The 21398-nt window shown below is 66.6% G+C and carries 17 protein-coding genes; 11 read left to right on the forward strand and 6 right to left on the reverse strand.

What is annotated here, in order from left to right:
- The first annotated feature begins 21 nt into the window (after positions 1-21).
- From DFO50_RS09705 to DFO50_RS09715, 3 genes are read left to right on the forward strand one after another with little or no spacing between them, the layout of a single operon-like run.
- On the forward strand, positions 22-1158 hold the full coding sequence (locus DFO50_RS09705; RefSeq protein WP_051528748.1) for an ABC transporter substrate-binding protein: 1137 nt from the start codon (positions 22-24) through the stop codon (positions 1156-1158).
- On the forward strand, positions 1155-2219 hold the full coding sequence (locus DFO50_RS09710; RefSeq protein WP_107889757.1) for an iron ABC transporter permease: 1065 nt from the start codon (positions 1155-1157) through the stop codon (positions 2217-2219). The genes DFO50_RS09705 and DFO50_RS09710 overlap by 4 nt, the downstream gene beginning before the upstream one ends.
- Positions 2216-3058: an ABC transporter ATP-binding protein gene (locus tag DFO50_RS09715; protein WP_199489791.1), complete on the forward strand. Its 843-nt coding sequence runs from the start codon at positions 2216-2218 to the stop codon at positions 3056-3058. The genes DFO50_RS09710 and DFO50_RS09715 overlap by 4 nt, the downstream gene beginning before the upstream one ends.
- A 98-nt stretch (positions 3059-3156) precedes the next feature.
- Here the strand turns inward: DFO50_RS09715 and DFO50_RS09720 are convergent, their stop codons facing one another.
- Positions 3157-3516: a translation initiation factor Sui1 gene (locus DFO50_RS09720; protein ID WP_028498755.1), complete on the reverse strand. Its 360-nt coding sequence runs from the start codon at positions 3514-3516 to the stop codon at positions 3157-3159.
- A gap of 131 nt (positions 3517-3647) precedes the next feature.
- Between DFO50_RS09720 and DFO50_RS09725 the strand changes: the two genes are divergently transcribed.
- A complete protein-coding gene (locus tag DFO50_RS09725) occupies positions 3648-4562 on the forward strand; it encodes a LysR substrate-binding domain-containing protein (protein ID WP_233495231.1) in 915 nt (304 codons plus the stop codon).
- Between the two features lie 153 nt (positions 4563-4715).
- Positions 4716-6119, forward strand: a complete 1404-nt coding sequence (gene aspA / locus DFO50_RS09730; RefSeq protein WP_028498753.1) for an aspartate ammonia-lyase — start codon at positions 4716-4718, stop codon at positions 6117-6119.
- A gap of 140 nt (positions 6120-6259) precedes the next feature.
- Here the strand turns inward: aspA and DFO50_RS09735 are convergent, their stop codons facing one another.
- From DFO50_RS09735 to DFO50_RS09750, 4 genes are all read right to left on the reverse strand, one after another.
- Positions 6260-6700 (reverse strand): universal stress protein, encoded by a 441-nt coding sequence (locus DFO50_RS09735; RefSeq protein WP_028498752.1) that lies wholly within the window; start codon positions 6698-6700, stop codon positions 6260-6262.
- A 35-nt stretch (positions 6701-6735) separates the two neighbouring features.
- Complete coding sequence (map, locus tag DFO50_RS09740) at positions 6736-7488, reverse strand: type I methionyl aminopeptidase (RefSeq protein WP_028498751.1); 753 nt, start codon at positions 7486-7488, stop codon at positions 6736-6738.
- A gap of 111 nt (positions 7489-7599) precedes the next feature.
- Complete coding sequence (locus tag DFO50_RS09745) at positions 7600-7857, reverse strand: transposase (protein ID WP_028498750.1); 258 nt, start codon at positions 7855-7857, stop codon at positions 7600-7602.
- 19 nt (positions 7858-7876) lie between these two features.
- Positions 7877-9433 (reverse strand): MFS transporter, encoded by a 1557-nt coding sequence (locus DFO50_RS09750; protein ID WP_051528746.1) that lies wholly within the window; start codon positions 9431-9433, stop codon positions 7877-7879.
- Between the two features lie 125 nt (positions 9434-9558).
- Here DFO50_RS09750 and DFO50_RS09755 point away from each other — a divergent pair, with 125 nt between their 5' ends.
- The 6 genes from DFO50_RS09755 (at position 9559) to DFO50_RS09780 (ending at position 20436) form a co-directional block, all read left to right on the forward strand.
- The gene (locus DFO50_RS09755) at positions 9559-10434 is read left to right on the forward strand and encodes a LysR family transcriptional regulator (RefSeq protein WP_028498748.1); all 876 of its coding nucleotides are present in this window, start codon (positions 9559-9561) and stop codon (positions 10432-10434) included.
- Between the two features lie 56 nt (positions 10435-10490).
- Positions 10491-11330 carry an AraC family transcriptional regulator gene (locus tag DFO50_RS09760; RefSeq protein WP_028498747.1) on the forward strand — a complete coding sequence of 280 codons (840 nt, stop codon included), beginning with the start codon at positions 10491-10493 and terminating at the stop codon, positions 11328-11330.
- A gap of 69 nt (positions 11331-11399) precedes the next feature.
- Positions 11400-11741, forward strand: a complete 342-nt coding sequence (locus DFO50_RS09765; protein ID WP_028498746.1) for an FKBP-type peptidyl-prolyl cis-trans isomerase — start codon at positions 11400-11402, stop codon at positions 11739-11741.
- A 138-nt stretch (positions 11742-11879) separates the two neighbouring features.
- Positions 11880-19424, forward strand: coding sequence for a glycoside hydrolase family 18 protein (locus tag DFO50_RS09770; protein WP_112692418.1), 7545 nt, complete (start codon positions 11880-11882; stop codon positions 19422-19424).
- A gap of 137 nt (positions 19425-19561) precedes the next feature.
- Positions 19562-20041, forward strand: a complete 480-nt coding sequence (locus tag DFO50_RS09775; RefSeq protein ID WP_107889761.1) for an OsmC family protein — start codon at positions 19562-19564, stop codon at positions 20039-20041.
- Complete coding sequence (locus DFO50_RS09780) at positions 20038-20436, forward strand: GFA family protein (protein ID WP_028498743.1); 399 nt, start codon at positions 20038-20040, stop codon at positions 20434-20436. The genes DFO50_RS09775 and DFO50_RS09780 overlap by 4 nt, the downstream gene beginning before the upstream one ends.
- 26 nt (positions 20437-20462) lie before the next feature.
- On the opposite strand, the gene DFO50_RS09785 is transcribed toward DFO50_RS09780, so the two are convergent.
- Positions 20463-21398 (reverse strand): alpha/beta hydrolase, encoded by a 936-nt coding sequence (locus DFO50_RS09785; protein ID WP_028498742.1) that lies wholly within the window; start codon positions 21396-21398, stop codon positions 20463-20465.

Raw genomic sequence — 21398 nt, forward strand, 5'->3', positions numbered from 1 at the left:
CTTTTTCCCCGTGAGAGCCCCATGTCCGTGTTCCGTTTCCTGTTTCCCCCGCTGTGGTCCGGCCTGCTGCTGGCCTGGCTGGCGTTTGGCCAGACCGCCATCGCCGCCACCGTCGTTGATGCTGCCGGGCGCACCGTGGTCGTCCCCGACCGGGTCGAGCGCATCCTGCTCGGAGAAGGGCGACTGATCTATACGCTGGCGCTGCTGGAGGGCAAGCGGCCGTTCGCCCGCGTCGCCGGCTGGCAGGGCGATTTCCGCGGCCTTGACGTGCAGGGCTACGCGGCGTTTCGCCGCGTCTTCCCGCAGGCGGATGCGATCCCGCTGGTCGGCGGCACCTCGCCGGAAACCTTCAGCGTCGAGAAGGCGCTGTCGGTACGACCCGACATTGCCTTCATGACCCTGTCCGGCGGCCACGGGCCGACGCCGGGCAGCGAGGCCGTGCGGCAGTTGCAGGCTGCCGGCGTGCCCGTGGTGTTCGTCGACTTCAGCAATCACCCGCTGCAGAACACCGTACCCAGCCTGCGCGCGATGGGCCGTGCGATCGGCCGCGATGCCCAGGCCACCGCCTTTATCGACTTCTATACCCGCGAAGTCGGCCGGGTGACCCGGGTGCTCGATGCCGCCGCGCGTCGGCCCGACTGGCGGCGGCCGACTGTTTTTGTCGACATGCTGGCCGGACTGCGCGACTGCTGCGGCTCGCCGGGCAAGGGCAATCTCGGCGACCTGATCGCCGCCGCCGGCGGTGACAATATCGGCGCCGGCCGCATTCCCGGACCGATCGGCACCCTGAGCGTCGAATATCTGCTGTCCAGCCGCCCGGACGTCTACGTGGCGACCGGTGTGTTCGCGGCCGGGCAGGGCGGGGTGACGCTGGGCTACCAGGCGACGCCGGCCCAGGCCCGTGCCAGCCTGCGCCAGGTGGCGAATCGTCCGCAAACCCGCGAGCTGGATGCCGTGCGCAGCGGGCGGGCATTCGGCCTGTGGCATGTGTTCTATGACTCGCCCGAACACCTGATCGCGCTGCAGGCGCTGGCCCGGTGGCTGCATCCGTCCCGCTTCCCCGACCTGGACCCAGAGCGGACCCGCGCCGAGCTGTATGCGCGCTTCATGCCGATTCCGGCCAGCGGCGTGTTCACCATCGGACCGGTGGCGCCATGACGGCCGCCACAATCCCGCAGACCCCCGGCGGCAGTGCCGGCTACCGCCGCCGTCACGCCCGACGCGCGACCCTGGTCGGCGCGCTGGCCGTGGCGCTGCTGGCCAGCCTGGTCCTGGACATCGTCAGCGGGCCGTCCGGCCTTGGCTACGCCGATCTGCTGCGCGTGCTGCTGCACCCTGACACCGCGTCGCGCATCGACCGGGTCATCGTCTGGGACGTACGGCTGCCGCAGGCGCTGATGGCGGTACTGGTCGGCGCGGCGCTGGGACTGGCCGGCGCCGAGATGCAGACCGTGCTGAACAATCCGCTGGCCAGCCCGTTCACGCTCGGCGTGTCGTCGGCGGCGGCATTTGGCGCCGCGCTGGCGATCGTGCTCGGCGTGGGCCTGCCCGGCGTGCCGGTGGCCTGGCTGGTCCCGGCCAATGCCTTTGTGTTTGCACTGGCATCGGTCGTCCTGCTGTACCTGCTGGCCCGCTGGCGCGGCTTTGGCGTCGAAAGCCTGGTGCTGTTCGGCATTGCGCTGGTCTTTGCTTTCAACGCGCTGGTGGCGCTGCTGCAGTTCGTCGCCAGCCAGGACACGCTGCAGCAGCTGGTGTTCTGGACCCTCGGCAGTCTGGCGCGCGCCAGCTGGGACACGCTGGGCCTGCTGGCACTGGCGCTGGCGATTCTGCTGCCGTGGTCGATGCGCCAGAGCTGGGCGCTGACGGCACTGACGCTGGGCGAGACGCGCGCGCGCAGTTTCGGCGTCGACGTGGCGCGGCTGCGGCGCTTCTCACTGCTGCGCATCAGTCTGCTGACGGCGCTGTCGGTGGCTTTTGTCGGCACCATCGGCTTTATCGGCCTGATTGCGCCGCATATCGCCCGGCAACTGGTCGGCGATGACCACCGGCTGCTGCTGCCGGGCAGCGTGCTGGCCGGCGCGCTGATCCTGTCGCTGGCCTCGGTGGCCGGCAAGACGCTGATCCCCGGCGTGCTGATTCCGGTCGGCATCGTGACGGCACTGGTCGGCATTCCGCTGTTCATGCTGATTGTGGCGCGGACACGGGGAGAACAGTCATGAACGCCGGCGTGAAGCGTCTCGATATTGACGGCCTCGGCATGCGCTACGGACAGCGCCGGGTGCTCGACGACATCCGGGTGCCGGCACTGACTGCCGGCAGCCTGACCGCACTGATCGGTCCGAATGCGGCCGGCAAGTCCACATTGCTGCGCGGCGTGGCCGGACTGGCACCGGCTTCGGGCCGGGTGCTGCTCGACGGGGAAGACCTGGCCCGCAGCCCGCAGGCGGAGCGCGCGCGGCGCATGGCCTATCTGCCGCAGACCCTGCCCGGTCGATCCCGGCTGGGCGTGTTCGAAGCCGTGCTCAGTGCGGCGATGGCCGCTCGTCCGGGGCGGGGCCATGCCGCTGCTGCCGACCTGCATGCCGTGGATGCGGTGCTGGCACGGCTCGACCTGACGGCGCTGGCCGATCGCGGCATCGATGCGCTGTCCGGCGGCCAGCGGCAGCGGGTCGGGCTGGCTCAGGCGCTGGTACGCGATCCCGCCGTGCTGCTGCTGGATGAACCGACCAGTGCGCTGGACCTCCACCACCAGTACCGGGCCGTTGACGTGATCCGTCGCGAAACCCGCGCCCGCGGGCTGATCACCCTGCTGGTCGTGCACGATATCAATCTGGCGCTGCGCTTTGCCGATCGGGTGCTGGTGCTCCATGACGGCCGGCTGGTGGCCGACGGCAAGCCCGGTGCGGTCATCGACCGCGAACTGCTGGCCCGCGTCTACCGGGTCGATGGCGAAGTGACCGGCATCGGCGGTCGCCCGACCGTCCTGGTGCATGGCGTGGTGCGCCGGCCGCATTCCGGTGCTGGAAGACGGGAGGCTGACGCAATCGGAAACCCGTGATGCCCTGATGACGCAGCCCGACCATGGGGTTGAAGCTGGCGGAGCAACCGGTGGACCGCGCCGCTGCAACAGCGCATGGCGACTGAACCTGTGCCGGTTCAGCCCCCCGAGCGCTTGACGGTATGGCCCTGCGCGCCCAGCCAGGCGATCACCGTATCGCGATGGTCGCCCTGGATCTCGATGACGCCATCCTTGACCGTGCCGCCGCTGCCGCAGCGGGTCCGCAACTGCTTGCCGAGTGCGGCCAGCGCCACGGCATCGACCGGCACGCCGCGCACCGTGGTGACATCCTTGCCGCGCCGGCCCTTGCTTTCGTGCGCGACGCGCACGATGCCGTCGCCGGCGGCGGGCAGGGCGGCCCGGCACTGGCAGTGGTCGAGCGGCTGGCGGCAGGCAGGGCACATGCTGCCGTGTTCGGTCGAGTAGACCAGGCCCCCCTGGGCGGAACGATGCTTCATCTCGGGGTCGCATTTCTGTCGGGAATGCGCATTATCGCGACAAGTGCGCCGTGCCGCGAGCCCCATGCGCGGCGGTACAATGGCAGTCTGTGCTGACGGCGCCTGCCCGCCCGTCCGGCGAGTCTGGAGCGATGATGGAAACCCGTTGGCTGGAAGATTTTCTGGTGCTGGCCGAAACCGGCAGCTTTACCCACTCGGCGCAGGCGCGCCACCTGACCCAGCCGGCCTTTTCGCGCCGGATCCAGGCACTGGAGAACTGGGTCGGTACCGAACTGATCGACCGGACCTCCTATCCGACCACGCTGACCCCGGCCGGCGTGGTGTTTCGCGAACGCGCAGCCGACATGCTGAACCAGGTGCTGGCGACGCGCGCGCTGCTGCAGGGCATGAAGCCGCTGCCGGAAGACACGCTGTCGTTCTCGGTGCCGCATACGCTGTCGTTTTCGTTCTTCCCGAAATGGCTGACGCAGATGGAAGCGCGCTTCGGCCAGCTGGCCTGCCGGCTGCAGGCCAGCAACGTCCACGACGCGCTGCTGTCGCTGGTCGAAGGCGGCGCTGACCTGCTGCTGTGCTATCACCATCCGAAAAAACCGGTCGAGCTGCCGCCGACGCATTACGCCGGGCTGCGACTGGGCGTTGAGAGTCTGCGCCCGTATGCGCGCTGCGGCCGGGACCGCGAGCCCCGCTTTCGCCTGCCGGGCACCCGCGAGGCGCCGGCGCCACTGCTCGGCTATGCGGCGAATGCGTATTTCCGGCTGATGACCGAGCTGATTCTCGACAATGCGCCCGAGCCGTGCCACCTGACGCTGCGCTATGAAACCGATATGGCCGAAGGGCTGAAGAACATGGCGCTGGAAGGGCATGGCATCGCCTTTCTGCCGCAGAGCGCGGTCACGCGCGAAGTCCGCCATGGCCAGCTGGCGCCGGCCGCCGGCGACGAGTGGGCGGTCGATATGGAGATCCGCGTCTACCGGCGGCTGAAACCGGCCCGGCCGGCCGTCGAGACATTCTGGTTGTTCCTGCAGGATCAGTACGCACCGATCTGACGGCATGCCCCTGTGCCCAGGCGTCATCAAAATCCGCTTTTGTGCAGGTTATGCAAAAAAATCATGACCCGATCGGCATTCGGAATTGGTCAGGATTTGCCGGTCGCGCCTAGAGTGCGCTCCTTCGCATTTCTCCGCCCCGAAAGGCACCCGATGAGTACCCGGATTGAGCATGACCTGATTGGCAACCGTGACGTTCCCGCCGATGCGTACTGGGGTGTGCATACGCTGCGGGCGATCGAGAATTTCCCGATCACCGGGCAGACCATTTCCAGTTATGCGGAACTGATCAATGCGCTGGCACTCATCAAGCAGGCCGCCGCGCTGGCCAACCATGATCTGGGCCTGCTCGACCAGCGCCGCACTGACGCCATCGTCGGCGCCTGCGAGGACATCCGTGCCGGTCGCTGGCACGAGCAGTTCGTCGTCGACGTGATCCAGGGCGGTGCCGGCACCTCGACCAACATGAATGCCAACGAAGTCATCGCCAACCTGGCGCTGGAACGGCTGGGCCATGCCAAGGGCGAATACCAGTACCTGCACCCGAACGAACACGTGAACCTCGGTCAGTCGACCAACGACGTCTACCCGACCGCGCTGCGGCTGGCGACCTGGACCGGCGTGCAACGGCTGGTCGGCGCCATGGCCACCCTGCGCGACGCCTTTGCCGCCAAGGCGGACGAGTTCAAGGACGTGCTGAAGATGGGGCGTACCCAGCTGCAGGACGCCGTGCCGATGACGCTGGGCCAGGAATTCATGACCTATGCGGTCATGCTCGGCGAAGACGAACTGCGTCTGGGTGAAGCCAGCCAGCTGATGCTGGAAATCAACCTCGGCGCGACCGCGATCGGCACCGGCATCAATGCCCACCCGGACTACCCGTCCCGGGTGCGCGAGCACCTGTCGGCGCTGTTCGGCCAGCAACTGATTACCGCCCCGAACCTGATCGAAGCCACCCAGGACTGCGGCGCCTTCGTGCAACTGTCCGGCGTGCTCAAGCGCGTGGCGGTCAAGCTGTCCAAGACCTGCAACGACCTGCGCCTGCTGTCCAGCGGCCCGCGCGCCGGCTTTGGCGAAATCAACCTGCCGGCCCGTCAGGCCGGCTCGTCGATCATGCCGGGCAAGGTCAATCCGGTCATTCCGGAAGTGGTGACCCAGGTCGCCTATGAAGTCATCGGCAACGACATGACCGTGACCATGGCCGCTGAAGCGGGCCAGCTGCAGCTGAACGCGTTCGAGCCGGTCATTGCCTACAGCCTGTTCCGCAGCGTCAGCCACCTCGCCAACGCCTGCGGCACGCTGACCGAGCATTGCGTGAAGGGCATTACCGCCAACCGCGAATTCCTGCGCGCCCAGGTCGAGAACTCGATCGGGCTGGTCACGGCACTGAACCCGTTTATCGGCTATGCGGCCGCCACCGAAGTGGCTGCAGAAGCTCATGCCCATGGCGGTGGCGTGGCCGACATCGTGCTGGCGCGGGGCCTGATGACCCGCGATCAGCTCGATGCCGTGCTGAACCCGGAATCGCTGACCCGCCCGCGGCTGGTGACGCTGTAAGGGCAGCGTATTGCTGTGCAGCCTCCGTACCAGACTGAGTTCAACCGTCTGGTGTACGGAGGTTGCCCATGCCGACCATCATGCAAAAGGCCCGCTCCGTCGTGAAAACGACGGAGCGGGCCTTTCGTTTGCGGGCGCTATTACTCGCTCTTGACCATCAGCACCGGCACCGGGCTGTTGCGCAGCACCATTTCGGCGTCGCTGCCCATCAGCAGCCGGGTCAGGCCGCGGCGGCCGTGGGTGCCCATGACGATCATGTCGGCCGGCCAGGCTTTGGCCTGCTCGACGATCAGGTCGGCCACGCTGTGGGCGGCGGTTTCGGTGATCGCGGTTTCGACCGTGACGCCATGATCGGCGGCGAGCTTGTGCGCGTCGGCGATGATCTGCTGGCCGGCTTCACGCAGTTCGCTGGTCAGATCGGCACCGGCGCCGCCGCTCATGGCAGCATAGGCAATCATCGGGTCGATGATGTGGAACAGCTTCAGCGTGGCGCCGAGGCGCGCGGCGAGCGCGATGGCTTCATGCAGGCCATGGGACGAAGCGGGGCTGCCGTCGACGGGGACGAGGATGTGCTTGTACATGCGTTCTCCTTGGTAAGACGAAACGGGTAAAAGGCTCAGCGGGTCAGCAGGTCGACGCCGTCTTCGGTCACGGCGACCATGTGTTCCCACTGCGCGGACAGCGAACGGTCACGGGTCAGCACGGTCCAGCGGTCGGGCAGGACTTCGGTACCGGGCTTGCCCATGTTGATCATCGGTTCGATGGTGAAGGTCATGCCGGGCTTCAGCCGGGTGCCCATGCCGGGCCGGCCGTAGTGCAGGACCTGAGGATCTTCATGGTAGACGCGGCCAATGCCGTGTCCGCAATATTCGCGCACCACCGAAAAACCGGCGGCTTCGGCGTGGCGCTGGATGGCGTGACCGATATCGCCGAGCGTGGCGCCGGGGCGGACCGCTTCGATGCCGAGCATCATCGCCTCGTGGGTCACGTCGATCAGTTTGCGGGCCTGCGGGTCGATCGTGCCGACGCTGTACATGCGACTGGTGTCGCCATGCCAGCCGTCCTTGATCAGCGCCACGTCGATATTGAGGATGTCGCCGTCCTTGAGGATCGTCTGCGCGTCCGGGATGCCGTGGCAGACGACTTCATTCAGCGAAATGCACACGGTCTTCGGATAGCCGTGATAGCCGACATTGGCGGCAATGCACTTTTGCGTGTTGACGATATAGTCGTTGCACAGGCGATCGAGCTCGTTGGTGCTGATGCCGGGGCGGACATGCTCGCCGATCATGTCCAGCACGTCGGAGGCGAGCTGGGCGGCAATGCGCAGGGATTCGATTTCCTGCCGGGTTTTAATCTGGATAGCCAATTGTGTTCATTCTCCATACAGAATCCCCGATAGTGTCGCGCAGACGGGGGGTATAGAGAAGCGAAAAATGCCCGCCGCGTAACGGGCTGCGGCGGGTCTCCACTTGTGGCGTCAACGTGAGCCTGGCCTCTGGCGAAGGCTGGCGAGTTCCCGCTCCTGCGCCGACAGCCGCTGGCGCAGCAGCCGGTTCTCGCGCGACAGCTGGTCGGGCGAGGCGGGCGGCACGGCCGCGCCGAACTTGCGGCGCCAGTTGTAGAACGTGGTGTCGCTGATATGGTATTTCCGGCACAGGACAGCGGCCTGGGCGCCGTTGGCCGCCTCGCGCAGGATGGCCAGAATCTGCATGTCGCTGAAACGCGGCTTGTTCATGGCGGTGTTCCTCTCCGGATTACGGGCCGACCCAGTCGGCGGCCGGGCGCGGTCTGCGCGCCGACTGCCTGGACAGCGGCTGCTCGCGCATCAGCAGATGCACGGCCAGTGCCGACAGCAGTGCCACGACGGCCGCCGCGCCGAGCAGACTGGCGAAACCGTGGGCAAAACTGTCACGGGCCAGCGCCAGCGCGCTGTCGCGCAGGGCTGGCGGCAGTGCCAGCGCCGCCTGCAGCGCATCGCCGGACAGCACGCGCTGGACGAAATCCGCATCGGCCGGTGCCGTCCCGCTGTCGAGCATGGCCCGGGTCCGGGTAGCAAGAACCCCGCCAAGCCCGCCGACCGCCAGCACGATGCCGGTGAAACGGGTGGTGGTGCTGATGCCGGATGCCATGCCGGTGCGGGTACGCGGCACGCAGGCCATGATGTTCTTCTGGGTATCGCCATTGAGCAGACCCGCCCCGGCGCCGGTCACCAGCATGCCCAGCGCCACCCAGCCGTAGTACAGCGTCGGTGCGGCCAGTGCGGTGAGCGCATTGCCGATGCCGACCAGCACCAGGCCGAGCACCAGCACGCCATGCATCGGCAGATGACGGCCGAGCCACGGGCCGATGCGCGGCCAGATCACCATCGAGATGGCGAACGGCAGCATGGCCAGACCGGCGCCGACCGAGGTATGGCCGAACGCGTTCTGCATGTAGAGCGGCAGGAAGGTCATCATCACCTGTGCCGACGTTGCATAGCCGAACATGGCCAGCACCGCACCGATAAAGCGCGGGCTGCGGAACAGCGCCAGATCGACCATCGGCCGCTGCTGGCGCAGCTCGACCACGATGAACAGCATCAGCAGCAGCACGCCGGCCCCGGCGCGGCCGAGGGTGGCGGTGCTGGTCCAGCCGGCCTCGCTGCCGCCAATCAGCGCCCAGATCACGCCGAACAGGCCGGCGCTGAAGCACAGGCTGCCGAGCGGGTCGAGCCGGGCTGCCTGCGGATCGCGCGACTCGTCGATACAGCGCCAGACCAGGGTCAGCAGCAGCAGGCCGATCGGCAGGTTCAGATAGAAAATCCAGCGCCAGCCGAGCCAGGCGGTGACGATGCCGCCGAATACCGGGGCGATGGTCATGGCCAGCCCCATGCAGCCACCCCAGAACGACCATGCGCGCATCCGCTCGCGCTCCTCGTGGAAGGTGTGGCCGATGACCGCCAGCGCCGAGGTCAGCAGCAGGGCCGAGCCGACGCCCTTGATCGCGCGGGCGATGTTCATCGCCGTGGTGGTTTCCGCCGCACCGCAGGCCAGCGACGCCAGAATGAAACCGACCAGGCCGACCAGCATGGTGCGCCGCCGCCCCCAGCGGTCGGCAATGCTGCCGGCCGGCAGCAGGCAGGCGGCAAAGGCCAGCATATAGGCGCTGACCACCCATTCGAGATCGGCGAAGCCGGCATTCAGCGAACGGGCGATGGCCGGCAGCGACACTGCGACGATATTGGTGTCGAGCACGATCAGGCTGCACACCGCCGAGGCGGTCATCAGCACCCAGACCGGGCGCCGTTGCGGGAGAAAATCGGAAAGCGACATGGCGGACTACCGGAAATGAAGTAACGCAGCCGCCATGGTAGGCAACACTGAATTAGCCGTCATTGCGGTAATCTGGCAAATTAATTGCCTGCAGGCTAATTGTTGGCGGAAGAGGCCGTCGCGACATGGAACTCAGACAGTATCGCTACTTCATTGCCGTGGCCGAGCAGCTGCACTTTGCGCGTGCGGCCGAGCTGCTCGGTATCACCCCGCCGTCACTGACCCGGCAGATCCAGGACATGGAGCGCGAACTCGGCGTCAGCCTGTTCCACCGCACCAAGCGCAGCGTGGCGCTGAGCGCCGCCGGCGAGGTGCTGCTGACCGAGGCCAGACTGGCGCTGCTGCAGTGCGACCGCGCCGAGGAGCGGGTGCGTCGTGCCGGGCGCGGCGAGAGCGGGCGCATCGAGATCGGTTATGTGGCATCGGCGGCCTATTGCAGCGTGCTGCAGACCTATCTGGCCCGCTTCCGCCTCGATATGCCGGGGGTCGAGTTGCGCCTGCACGAGCTGTCGATGGAGCGCATCCCGACCATGCTGGACGATGGCGGACTGGATCTGGCCTTTGTCCGTCCGCCGCTGGATTTCCCGGACGGCATCGACACTGTCACCGTGCATCGTGATCACTTTGTCGTCGTACTGCCGGATGCGCACCCGCTGGCGAAACTGGCGTCGATTCCGGCGGCGCGGCTGCGCCACGACACGTTCATCCTGCCGGAGCAGGACTATGGCACCCACGAAGTGTCGCGGCGCGGCGACTTCATGCCCCGGCTCGGGCCGCGTGCCGGCGGGCTGGTGGCGGTGGTGACCCAGGTGTCGCTCGGGGTCGGGGTGGCCATCGTGCCGCGGGTGCTGGCCGAGTGCCTGCGCATGCCGAAAGTGGTCTATCGCGAACTGAATGGCGAACCGATTCCGTCCGAACTGGCGCTGGCCTATCGCCGGCACGAAAAGGCACCGGCGGCCATGGCGCTGATCCGGCATATCCGCCGCTCCGTCCATCAATAAAGCATTTCAGACTAAACTGATATACTGCCGTGATGGAGGAACAGTCTGGGCGGACCATGCATTACACGTACTGCAATACCCTGGATTTTGTGCTGTTCGACAAGAAACCGGCGGTGACGGAAACCGCCGCACACTTTCATCCGTATGGCCAGCTGGTGCTGCCGTTTGGTGACGACGTTGTGGTGCGTATCGGTGAAGGCGACGCCCACCCGCTGCCGGCCGGCAGCGTGCTGTTCCTGTCGCCGTTCGTCCGTCACCATGTCTGGCTGGAACGCCCGGGGGGGCACTGGGACTCGCTGTCGGTCAACCTGGCCCGGCTGGGCGACGATTTCTTTTCCATGCCGTATACCCGGCCGATCCGGCAGTTCTATCAGGACGGTTTCTATGGCGTGCTGTTCGAGGGCGAAGCAGCGCGCCATTGCCGGGCCGAATTCGCCACGCTGGACAATGTGTTCCATATGGCGCACCTGCTGACGGCGCTGCGGATCATGAGCGGGCTGGCGCTGGCGCCGGCGCGGCGGCGCCTGTCGGTCGACATTGCCCAGCCACCGGACCGGCGCGAGATCGAGCTGTGCCAGACCATTGCCGAACATATCCGCAACGGGCTCGGCGGCGAGCTCGACATCGACAGCACGGCGGCCATGGTCCACATGTCACCGTCCAATTTCTGCCGCTTCTTCAAGCGCTATTTCGGCCAGCCGTTCTACGCCTACGTGCTGGGCAAGCGCTTCGAGGCCGCCTGCTATCTGCTCGACTCGTCACCGCGCTCGATCCAGGACATTGCCGACCGGCTCGGCTTCCATTCTGCATCGCATTTTGCCATGACCTTCAAGCGCCGCCAGGGGCTGACGCCGGGGCAATACCGGCGCAAACAGGGTGTGGCGCGGGCCTGCTGAGCGGCCGGGGCTTGCCAGACGGCGGTATTCCTGAGAAAACGCCCGGCACTTCTTTACCGGGCACACGCCATGATCACCGAACTGCATATTGAAGACATCCTGACCGGCGAGGGCAAGGCCGTCGTCAAGGGTGCCCTGATTACTGCCGAGTACGACGGCTTTCTGGAAGACGGGACCCTATTCGACTCGTCGCGGGCGCGCGGCAAGCCGTTCCAGTGCGTGATCGGCAGTGGGCGGGTGATCAGGGGCTGGGACCTGGGACTGATCGGGATGAAGGTCGGCGGCCGGCGCCGGCTGCATGTGCCCGCCCATCTCGCTTATGGCGAGCGGCAGATCGGCGCCCATATCAAGCCGAACTCGGACCTGATCTTCGATATCGAGCTGCTGGAAGTGCTGACGCGGGACGACTGAAGCCCGTTCCACGGTGTCTGCCACCCGTGACATGGATGGCAGGGCATGCTGCGGCCACAAACAATGCTATTGTTCTGAGATTCTGTGAGTTTTGATGCGTTTAATATACCGCGGGGCGGGAAGAACAAGGGGTGGACCATGGCTGACAGCAGTGCAAGCGGATTGCAGTTCCTGTTCGAGAAGAGCAAGGGCGTCGACAACATCCACATTTACAACCAGAGCAAGGACCCCCTCAAGATCAGTCGGGTCGAGGTGGAGACCAATGTCTTTGTGGGCGACGGTCATGACGGGGAGCGGAATCTCACGAACGAGACACGCGACCGGTTTTATCTGGCCGCAGGTGTCGAGCCCAGCAACGAGCAGAAAATCGCCTTCTTCGGCGAACAGGTGCAGGTACACGGGCTGAACAAGGCGCTCAACATGTTCTTCACGCCGTGGGGCTCGCTGTACTACGGGCCGCAGGAGTTGACGGTGTCTCGAAAGGAGAACGCCGAGCGCTACGTGTTCACGCTGTCCTATGCCAAACCGGTCACCATCGGGCCGTACGAACGGCTGACCCTGTCCTATTCCAACTCCTTCCACGGCCTGCCGATCCGTTCGCCGATCCGCGGCGTGCAATACCTGCCCCGGGTGTCGGTGAAACTGGATCAGGGGCCGCAGTACCGGGACACCCGGCAGCAAGTGGACGCGCTGGCCCGGCCCGGCACCAGCCCGACGGGGGCCAAGGTGCTGGAGCTGGCAGCGATGATCCTGAATGCCGAAACCGGACAGCGGGTACTCGACACGCGCATGGCCAACAAGGCCAGATCCGCGGATCTGACCCGCCGGCTGGTCGGTTATTACGCCAACTACTTCATGTACAAGCGCAATTACTTTGTCACCGATATCCCGGTTGACCTGGTGAACTGCATTTCCTACGGCATGATGGGGCTGGAACTCGACGGCAGTCTGAGCAGCAGCGACGAATGGGCCGACAACTGGCAAGTGGCGGCGCTGCAATACATGAAGCAGTTGAATCCTGCCCTGAGAGTCTCGCTGATCGTCGGCGGCTGGCCGAAAAGCCCGATGCTGCATTTCCGCACCGTGGCCGGGCCGGCGGATTTTCCCGCCACGGCGCAGAACGCCGATGACTTCTGGATCTATCACGTCAGCGGCAAGCAGCAATGGCGCATCTTTTATGGCACCGGCACGCCGTTGTCGATCGATGGCGCTCCCGCACCCTATGGCTCCAGCAGCAGTGACCCCGGCGGGGTATTCGATCCCGACGCGCCGCGGCGGGCGCTGTTCGCGCTGCTGTCCGGGCCTGGCGCCTCTTACGACAATTGCGATGTCAGCGCCGACGGGGAGACCCTGCTGGCCATCCTCGAACAACTGGCCACGGCCTTCCATGCCAGTGAGGCGGTGGCGCCATTCTCGGCCTTGCTGCGACTGATCTCCCGCGATCCCGTCCGCCGCCAGCGCTTTGCGCAATCGGCTGCCAGCGCGATCCGGACCCTGGGCTTCGACGGACTGGAAATCGACTGGGAATACCCGGACGCCGGTGATGGCGACGGTTATGTGCAGCTGCTGCAGGCAACCCGGCAGGCGATAGGCGAGGCCGAACTGGCGATAGCGGCCCCGGCCGCCCCCTCCCGGGTCGATGCGCTGGGCACCGAACAGTGGCGTGCCATCGGCCAGCTGGTCGACCACGTCAATGTGATGAGTTACGACTATTACGGCAGCTGGTCCGACTATTCCTGGTTCAACGCCCCGATGAAGATCCCGGCCGACAAGCAGGCGGCGCGGGATCTGGACCCGACTTTCTGCGTGACCGCCACACTGGACAAGTTCCTGCAACTGGTGGCGCAGAACTGCCTGACCCGCCGCCAGCTGGCGCTGGGGCTGGCCGCCTATGGTCGCGTGGTCGCGGTGGACGGTGCCGACGACCACAACCGGGGGCTGATTTGCGCCATCAACAAGAAGCCGGTGCTGGCGGCAGGGGACGCCTCGCTGGACGAGCCGCCGCTGTACCGGGATATCGTGGCGGCCAAAGCGGCAGGCGGCTATCTGCCGGCAAAGGAGGATCATTCACCCTCGGCCGGCTGGCCGGGGCTGGTCTTTGTCGATGCGCTGGAGGGCGAGGCCCGCGCGCCCTATGCCTATCGCAGCAGCAGCCAGGGACGAACCGGGCTGTCGCTGACCTATGACGACCCGCGTTCGCTGCGCGAGAAAGTGCGTTATGCCCTGGCCGAACAACTGGGCGGAGTGATGGTATGGGACCTGTCCGGCGACGTGGCCGCCGACCAGCCGGCGTCCCTGCTGGCCGCCGTGGCGGATGAACTGCGGCAAAGCCATCCGGCCAGCCAGTTCCACTTCACCCGGCAGACGCCGACGGGACCGTGGATCGACGCAGCGAAGCTGGGTGAAGCGCTGCCGCCCTGGCCGCTCAAAAGCCAGGTGCAGGACTATGGTGCTGCGCCACGCCGCCACCTGCAGGTTCTCGGTGGCCCGGCCATTGCCGTGATGGCGGCGCTGCCGGTCGGCGCGCTGGCACTGAGTGGCCCGGGCGCGCCGATCAGCATGCTGCAACCGCTGGGCCCGGGCGATTTTTCCACCGCTCGCAGCGTCGGCTACCAGGGCGACGTGGCGGCGCTGCTGCCGCTGCGCGACGGGCGTGTGCTGGTGCGCTATGCCGATGGCCGCCTGCAGAGTCTGTGCTTTGAAGACGAGGTCTGCCGTGTCGATCAGGAACTGGGCCGGCAGGTCTCCGCAATGGTCGAGGCCGGGCCGGGCTGCGTGTTTGCCGTGCAGGGACAGACCCTGCTGCAGTGGCGCAGTGTCGACGATGGTCCCTTTGTGTCGCAGGCACCGGTGGCCCTGCCTGCCGCCGGGGTCGCGCTGGGCGTGCTGGCAGGAGGGCAGCCGCTAGTGGTTACCGGTCAGGGCGCGGTGCTGGTGCTGGACGGGCAGGGCGAGCACGCCAGCCTGAAGACACTGGCCGGCAGTGTCCGTGTGCCGACGGGACTGCTGCTGCTGAATGACGGGCGCCTGCTGGCCTTCGGCGCCGGCAGCCAGCTTGCGCTGTGGGACGTCCAGCGTGATGCACAGCAGCAGCTTGCCGGTTTGCAGGTCAGGGCGCTGCGTATCGACGAGGCCCGGCCCTGGATCACCGCGGCCGCGCTGCCCAACGGGGCGTTTGCCACGCTGGCGGCGGACCGGTTGCTGCTGTGGAGCCCCAGCGGGGCCAGCGGCATGGAACAGGGTTTTGAGGTCCAGCAGCAGATCGTGCTGGATCAGGCCAGCGGCATGACCGTGACCAGCGACGGTGCGCTCGTGCTGGCACAGGGCAGCAATCTGCTGCGGCTGGATTTCCCGTGCTGGCCCCGGGTCACGCTGCAGCAGAGCACGCCGTGGTCGGGCATGGATGCCGACGGCCGGACCTGCGTGCACTGGATGGCACGTACCGGCCATGCCGACAATCTGCGCAGCGCGCTGGCGGCCGGCACGCCGCCGGGCCTGCAGACCGCCCCCGGCCGGCCGACGCTGCTGGCCGAGGCGCTGAATGCGGCACTGCCCGACCATGTCGGTGCATTGCTGGCAGCGGGGGCGCCGGTGTGGCAGCCGTCGTATGCCGGGCAGCATGGCGATCCGCTGGACGAGCTGCTGATGGCCAGATTGCTGCCGGCCAGCCTGCGCAAGGCCATCCCAGGCAGCATGGTCACGCCGGTGCTGAAACCGGATGTCCGGACCGCACAACTGCCCGATCCGATGCGGGCTTTCCTGCGCGCCAATCCGACCCTGACGGTACGGATGGCGAACAGCCTGATGATGCTGGAACCGGCGCTGGCCAGCCTGCTGCAGGACTTGCTGTCGGTGTTCACCTTCGACAGCGACGCGATGGCGACGCTGCAAGCGAGCGAGCCGGGACGTGCAGTGCTTCCGGCACTGCAGACCCTGGCCGGCAAAACCTTCGCCGACCAGGCGGCACTGCAGTCGGCGGTACAGGCCGCGCTGGGCGACATCCCTCTCGATGACGCCGGCCGCAACACCCTGGTCAGTGCGGTGCGCCGTGTCGACCCCGGCCTGCAGGGGCAGGCGAATTACGATCTGTCGGTGTATCAGCTTGGCTGCGACACCCTGGTGCAATTCCTCGACCTGACCCTGCAGCAAGCGCTGCCTGCGCTGCAGAAGCAACTGTTGCTCGACCGCTTCGCCGAGCTGGCGCTGCCGCAGGAGGGCAATCTGCTGGCAGTCAAACCCGGGCTGGGGCTGGCCGACCTGCCGCAGATTACGCGCGATTTCCTCACGCTGTACCCTGCCGCCGGACGGGTCATGGCGCAATTGCTGGCCAGGTGGTCGTTCGAGCTGGAACGGCTGGTCAGCGACTTTGTGCAGCAACTGCCGGACAGCCACAACGACGCCAGCGAGGCGAGAGTCAGTGCCGATGCCTGGGGGCGCGCGCATCAGGCCGTACGCAGCCTGCTGGTGGCGACGGTGCGGCCCGGGCTCTCCCACCAGCAGGCCGCCGATTTTCTGAACCGGAACAGCGTGCAGCCCTGGGCGGCGGCTGTCGATCCGTTCGGTCAGCCGCAGGGCTGGGCCAACTGGGCGTTCGATCCGCCCATCGGCACCGTGCCGGCGGCAGCGCAGCAGGATGGCGGAACGACGGGTGGCGCATCGTCGTCGGCCGCTTCGTCTGCACGGGGGAGCGGCGGCAGCCTGCAGCCGTCGACCCCGCCGGACCCGGCACAGGAGGCGCGCGACACGATCGATTACATCAAGCGCGCCAATCAGTCGATCGACCAGATGCGGGAGAAGAACCGCCGGGCGACCGAAAAATTCGATTACAAGCGCGAGCGCAACCGCGAGGCGGTCGAGCGCCTGAACCCGCTGACCGGGCAGATCACCGAGACCCAGAGCAAGCTCGATCAGGTGAAAAAGGCGGTGCAGGATACCCAGCACCGCCTCGATACCGATCTGCACTACGATCCCAACAATTCGGTATCGGTTCGCCTGGCGTTCGACAAGGTCTACGACGGCAGCAGCATGGGGACAGGCGATGACCTGACCGAGCCGCAGAAGCTCGCTTACCTGAACCGGAAGCGCGCCGAGGCGCAGGGCACGGTCGAGGCCGGCAATGCCACCATCGACACCCAGCGCAAGGCACTGAAGGGCCTGATCGACAAGCGCACGACCGAGGTGGACGACGATCCGTCGGTCCGGATATGGAATGAGCGTCGCGCCGCCCTGCGGCAGTGGAACGACCGCATCGACACCATGCGCAGCGTGGTGGCCGGCATGCAGGGCTTGTCGTCATTCACGCGCAAGATCGTCGGTCACTTCATGAGCGACGGCGACAGCAAGGATGCCTTCAACCAGGCGATGGACTGGGTCGACAAGGGGCTCGCCACCGTTGCTGCCGTGGTGGAGGTGGCCCAGGCCGTCAACACCGCCATGCAGATGATGAAAACCAGCACCATGGGCGGGGTGTTCGGCCTGATCGGCGCGGCTGCCAGCCTGTTCGGTCTGGTGTCGAACATCTTCTTCCCGCAGCCCGACCCGTATCTGGAAGCGGCCAAGGCGATCTCGAAGCAGATCACCCAGGTATACGAGGTGATGAACAAGCGCTTCGACCAGATCATGGACCAGATGCAGAGCCTGAACTGGCAGATGTCGGCACTGAGCGTCCAGATGGACGAGCGCTTCGACGCGGTGCAGCGCCAGATCGACGATGTCGCCGCGCAAATGACCCGGAGCCTGGAGCAGCTGAGCAGCGCCATTGCCAGCGGCTTCCGTACCACGCGGGTCGAACTGCGCGCCGCGACCCAGCAGACGCTGGCCAGCATCGTCTGGAGCCATGACGATCTGGCGCAGCGCATTGACCTGGCCAATCAGGGGTTGCGCGCCAACCTGGCCAGCCTGCAGGCGATGATGTCGGTGGAAATGCTGAACGATCTGCGCCTGGTGGACATCGTCGTCAGCAATGCCGAAAACGAGCAGATCAACCCCCGCAGCGGGCTGGTCCCGTTGCAGAAAGATCCGGTCCGGCTGCAGGACTTGCGGGACCGGCTGGACAACGGCATCCGCCACAAGCTGCTGGCCGGTGGCGAAGACCGGCCGCTGGCGGATCTGTGCTTCAGCGGCTTCGGTCCGGGCTCGGTCATGGCGGCGGTGACCGACGCCGCCACCAACCGCTTCTCCGAGTGCTATGCGTACTACTACTCGAAGAAAAAGGCGGACTCCTATGACCGTTCGAGCAAGGTCTGGGGCTCGACCGCGCTGGCCCTGCCACTGGCCCGGCGCTATCTGCTGCTGCAATCATGGTATGGGACCAGTCTGGACAGCCCGCTGAGCCTGTTGCGCAGCGTGCAGGAACTGGTCGAGGCACCCGCCGCCAAATCGCGGCAGTTCCTGTGCGATCTGCGCGATAGCGCATTCTTTGGTGTGCTGATCGACCAGCAACTGGATGCTGCGCTGGCATTGCAGCAGGCCAGCCTGAACGTAGTGGTGCGCGAGTACGGCCAGACGTTCAACTTCCCGACCTCGCAGCTCACCAATCCGGCCTTCATGATACCGGCCATGTTCGACCGCTATCCGGACCTGAACCTGCTGCACCTTGCCAGTGAAACGGTGGAGACCGATCTGGCCGCACGGCTGGAGCAGGATCTGGCCGATTTCCACGCCTTCTTCAGCGCGCCGGCCGGCAGCTGGCGGCAAAGCAAGATCGAATGCACGCTGACACTGGGGCATGCACTGGGTGTCGGCAAGCTGCTGATTCACGGTGACGAACAGCAGCGCACGCTGTACCTGGACGTCGATGGCACGGTCACCCCTGTCGCCAGCCTGAGCCTGCAGGACGGGCGGCTGATTGGCGCCGCCCTGCTGCAAAGCGGGAACGACAACTTCGTCGCCCTCGCGCATTCGGCCTGGGAGATCCAGCAGCGCTGGATCGGCTACTACAACCGGCGCATCCCGATCGACTGCCAGCAGGAAATGCTGGCGCTGGACCAGAGCCTGTCGCGGCTGGCCCTGTTCCTGGGACTGGCCGGGGTCGATCCCGACGAAATGGCACGCCTGCTGGGCATGCTGTGGGACAGCGAGCAGGTCAATGCTTATCTGGTCGCGCAGGCGATGCAGGAGAGGGGCGCCCAGGTCGAGCTGTCGCCGCCGTTCGGCATGCTGGCCTCCTATTCCACCCGCGTCGCCGCCGATGCCCAGAAGCTGGTCGGCCAGCTGGTGGAAGCCGCTGCCGCACGGCCGCGGCCGGCCAGTGACGAACTGCCGTCGCTGCGGGACCGCCTGCTGCTCGACCTGGATCAGTTGATGACCCAGTCGGCCAGCGTGCGCGTCCAGCTGGCCGGGGTCGATCTGAGTGCAGGATGGAACCCGGACGTGGCCGACGACGGCATCACGATCCTGAGCGCCACGGAACTGGCAGGACAGGGGCGGACATTCCCGCTGGCCAGGGATATCGGCCTGCCGCCGCGGGGCGTGCTGACGCTGACCGGCAGCGGGGCGTTTGCGCTGACCCTGACGGACGACCAGGGACAGCAGTTGCAGCTGCCTGTGGATCTGGATCGGGAAAATCCGACCCGGATCGAGGCCGTCGCGCCGCAACTGGATGGCAGCCTGAGCAGCCTGACCTTCCAGGCGGCGACCCCGCCGCTCGATGTGGTGCTGGAAGGCGTGTGGCTGAAGGGATAAGGCCAGGGCGGCCGGGCAGCGGGTTCGCTGCCCGGCGCGGTCTTTTCGCTTGCCTGACTGTGTCCGGCATGACCAGAATCGACACCCTATAGCTGGTGTGAGGGCGCCGGCAATACCCGAAAACCGAAAGGACCGACATGGCTGAATACGGTGCAGAAGTACTCTGGCAACGCGACGAGCAGGATTTTCTGGGCAACCGTTACAGCCGCCGGCATGTGCTGCGTTTTGATGGTGGTGCGGAAGTCGCCGGCTCGTCGTCACCGCATGTCGTGCCGCTGCCGATGTCCGATGCCTCGGCGGTCGACCCGGAGGAAGCCTTTGTCGCGTCCCTGTCCAGCTGTCACATGCTGTGGTTCCTGTCCATTGCTGCCAGGCGACGTTTCTGCGTCGACCGCTACTTCGATGCGGCGGTTGGCGTCATGGGCCAGAACGCGGATGGCCGGGTGGCGATGACGGTGGTCACGCTGCGGCCGGACGTACAGTTTTCCGGCGAGCGGCTGCCGACGCGAGAGCAGATCGAACAGATGCACCATCAGGCACATGATGCGTGCTATATCGCCAACTCGGTCCGCAGCGAGGTGCGTTGCGAGCCGGTGTTCGACCGGAGTGATGCATGAAGGGCAGCTGTCTGTGCGGGGCTATTGAATACGAGATCGACCGCATCGACATGCCGATCGGGCATTGTCATTGCCGGACCTGCCGCAAGGCCCACGCAGCGGCCTTTGCGACCACGGCGGGGGTCATGCGTTCGCATTTTCGCTGGCTGAAAGGCGAAGACCTGCTGTCGGGCTTCGAGTCCTCTCCGGGCAAGTGGCGGTATTTCTGTTCGCAGTGTGGTTCGCACCTGGTAGCGGAACGTCCGCACCAGGCGCATGTCATTGTCCGTGTGGCGACGCTCGACGACGATCCCGGCCTGCGGCCGCAGCAGCATATCTGGACCGCCGATTCGCCGCCGTGGCTGGCCGGTGACGATCTGCCCCGCTGGCCGGCATGGCCGGCGGAGCGGGCATAGCCGGAGGGCGGGTCTGTGGCCTCCGGCTATGCCAGCGCCTGCACGACCAGGCTGCCCGCGCGCTCGAACAGTCGCCTGGCCGCCGGTGTCAGGCCCGACATGTGGATGCAGGCGTGGATCATGCCGTCCAGTTGTTCGGCACGGGCCTCGACGCCCGCCTCGCGCAGACGCCGCGCATAGTCGATGCCCTCGTCGCGCAGCGGGTCGTATTCGCAGACCAGAATGCTTGCCGCCGGCAGTCCCGCGAGATCGGGCGTCTGCAGCGGGGATGCATAGGGCGAAGCGCCATCCGCTGCGGATTCCAGATAGACGGACCAGCAGAATTGCATGATGTCGCGGGTCAGGTAGTAACCGCTGGCATGGCGTGTGTACGAGTCGGTGTTCATGGCGTGATCCAGCGCCGGATACAGCAGTAACTGGTGGGCGATTGCCGGGCCGCCGCGATCGCGCGCGAGCAGGGCGGCGGCGGCAGCGAGGTTGCCGCCGGCACTGTCTCCGCCCACCGCCAGCCGGTGCGGGTCGATGCCCAGCGTGTCGGCATGACCTGCCGCCCAGACCAGGGCGTGATAGACGTCTTCGAGCGGCTGCGGAAACGGGTGCTCCGGGGCCAGCCGGTAGTCGACGGACAGCACGACGCAGCGGGTCGCATTGGCCAGTGCCCGGCACGGATTGTCATACAGCGCCAGCGAGCACTGGAACCAGCCGCCGCCGTGCGCAAACACGATGGCCGGTGCCGGTGCGGACGGCTCGTCCAGCGTGGCCGGGCGGTAGATGCGCACCCGCAGCGGATACCCGTCCGCCGTGGTCGTCACCAGGGTCGTGATGTCGGTGACCGCTTCCGGCGGTCCTTGCAGGCTGGCCAGCTCAAGGTCGGACGCCTTGCGGATTTCCGCCAGTGGCGGCAGCGCGGATGCAGCCGGCCGATCGGCGAGGAATGCGGCCATTCGGGTGTCGAGCGGCAT

The organism is Microvirgula sp. AG722 (assembly GCF_003269145.1).
Taxonomy (GTDB): Bacteria; Pseudomonadota; Gammaproteobacteria; order Burkholderiales; family Aquaspirillaceae; genus Microvirgula; species Microvirgula aerodenitrificans.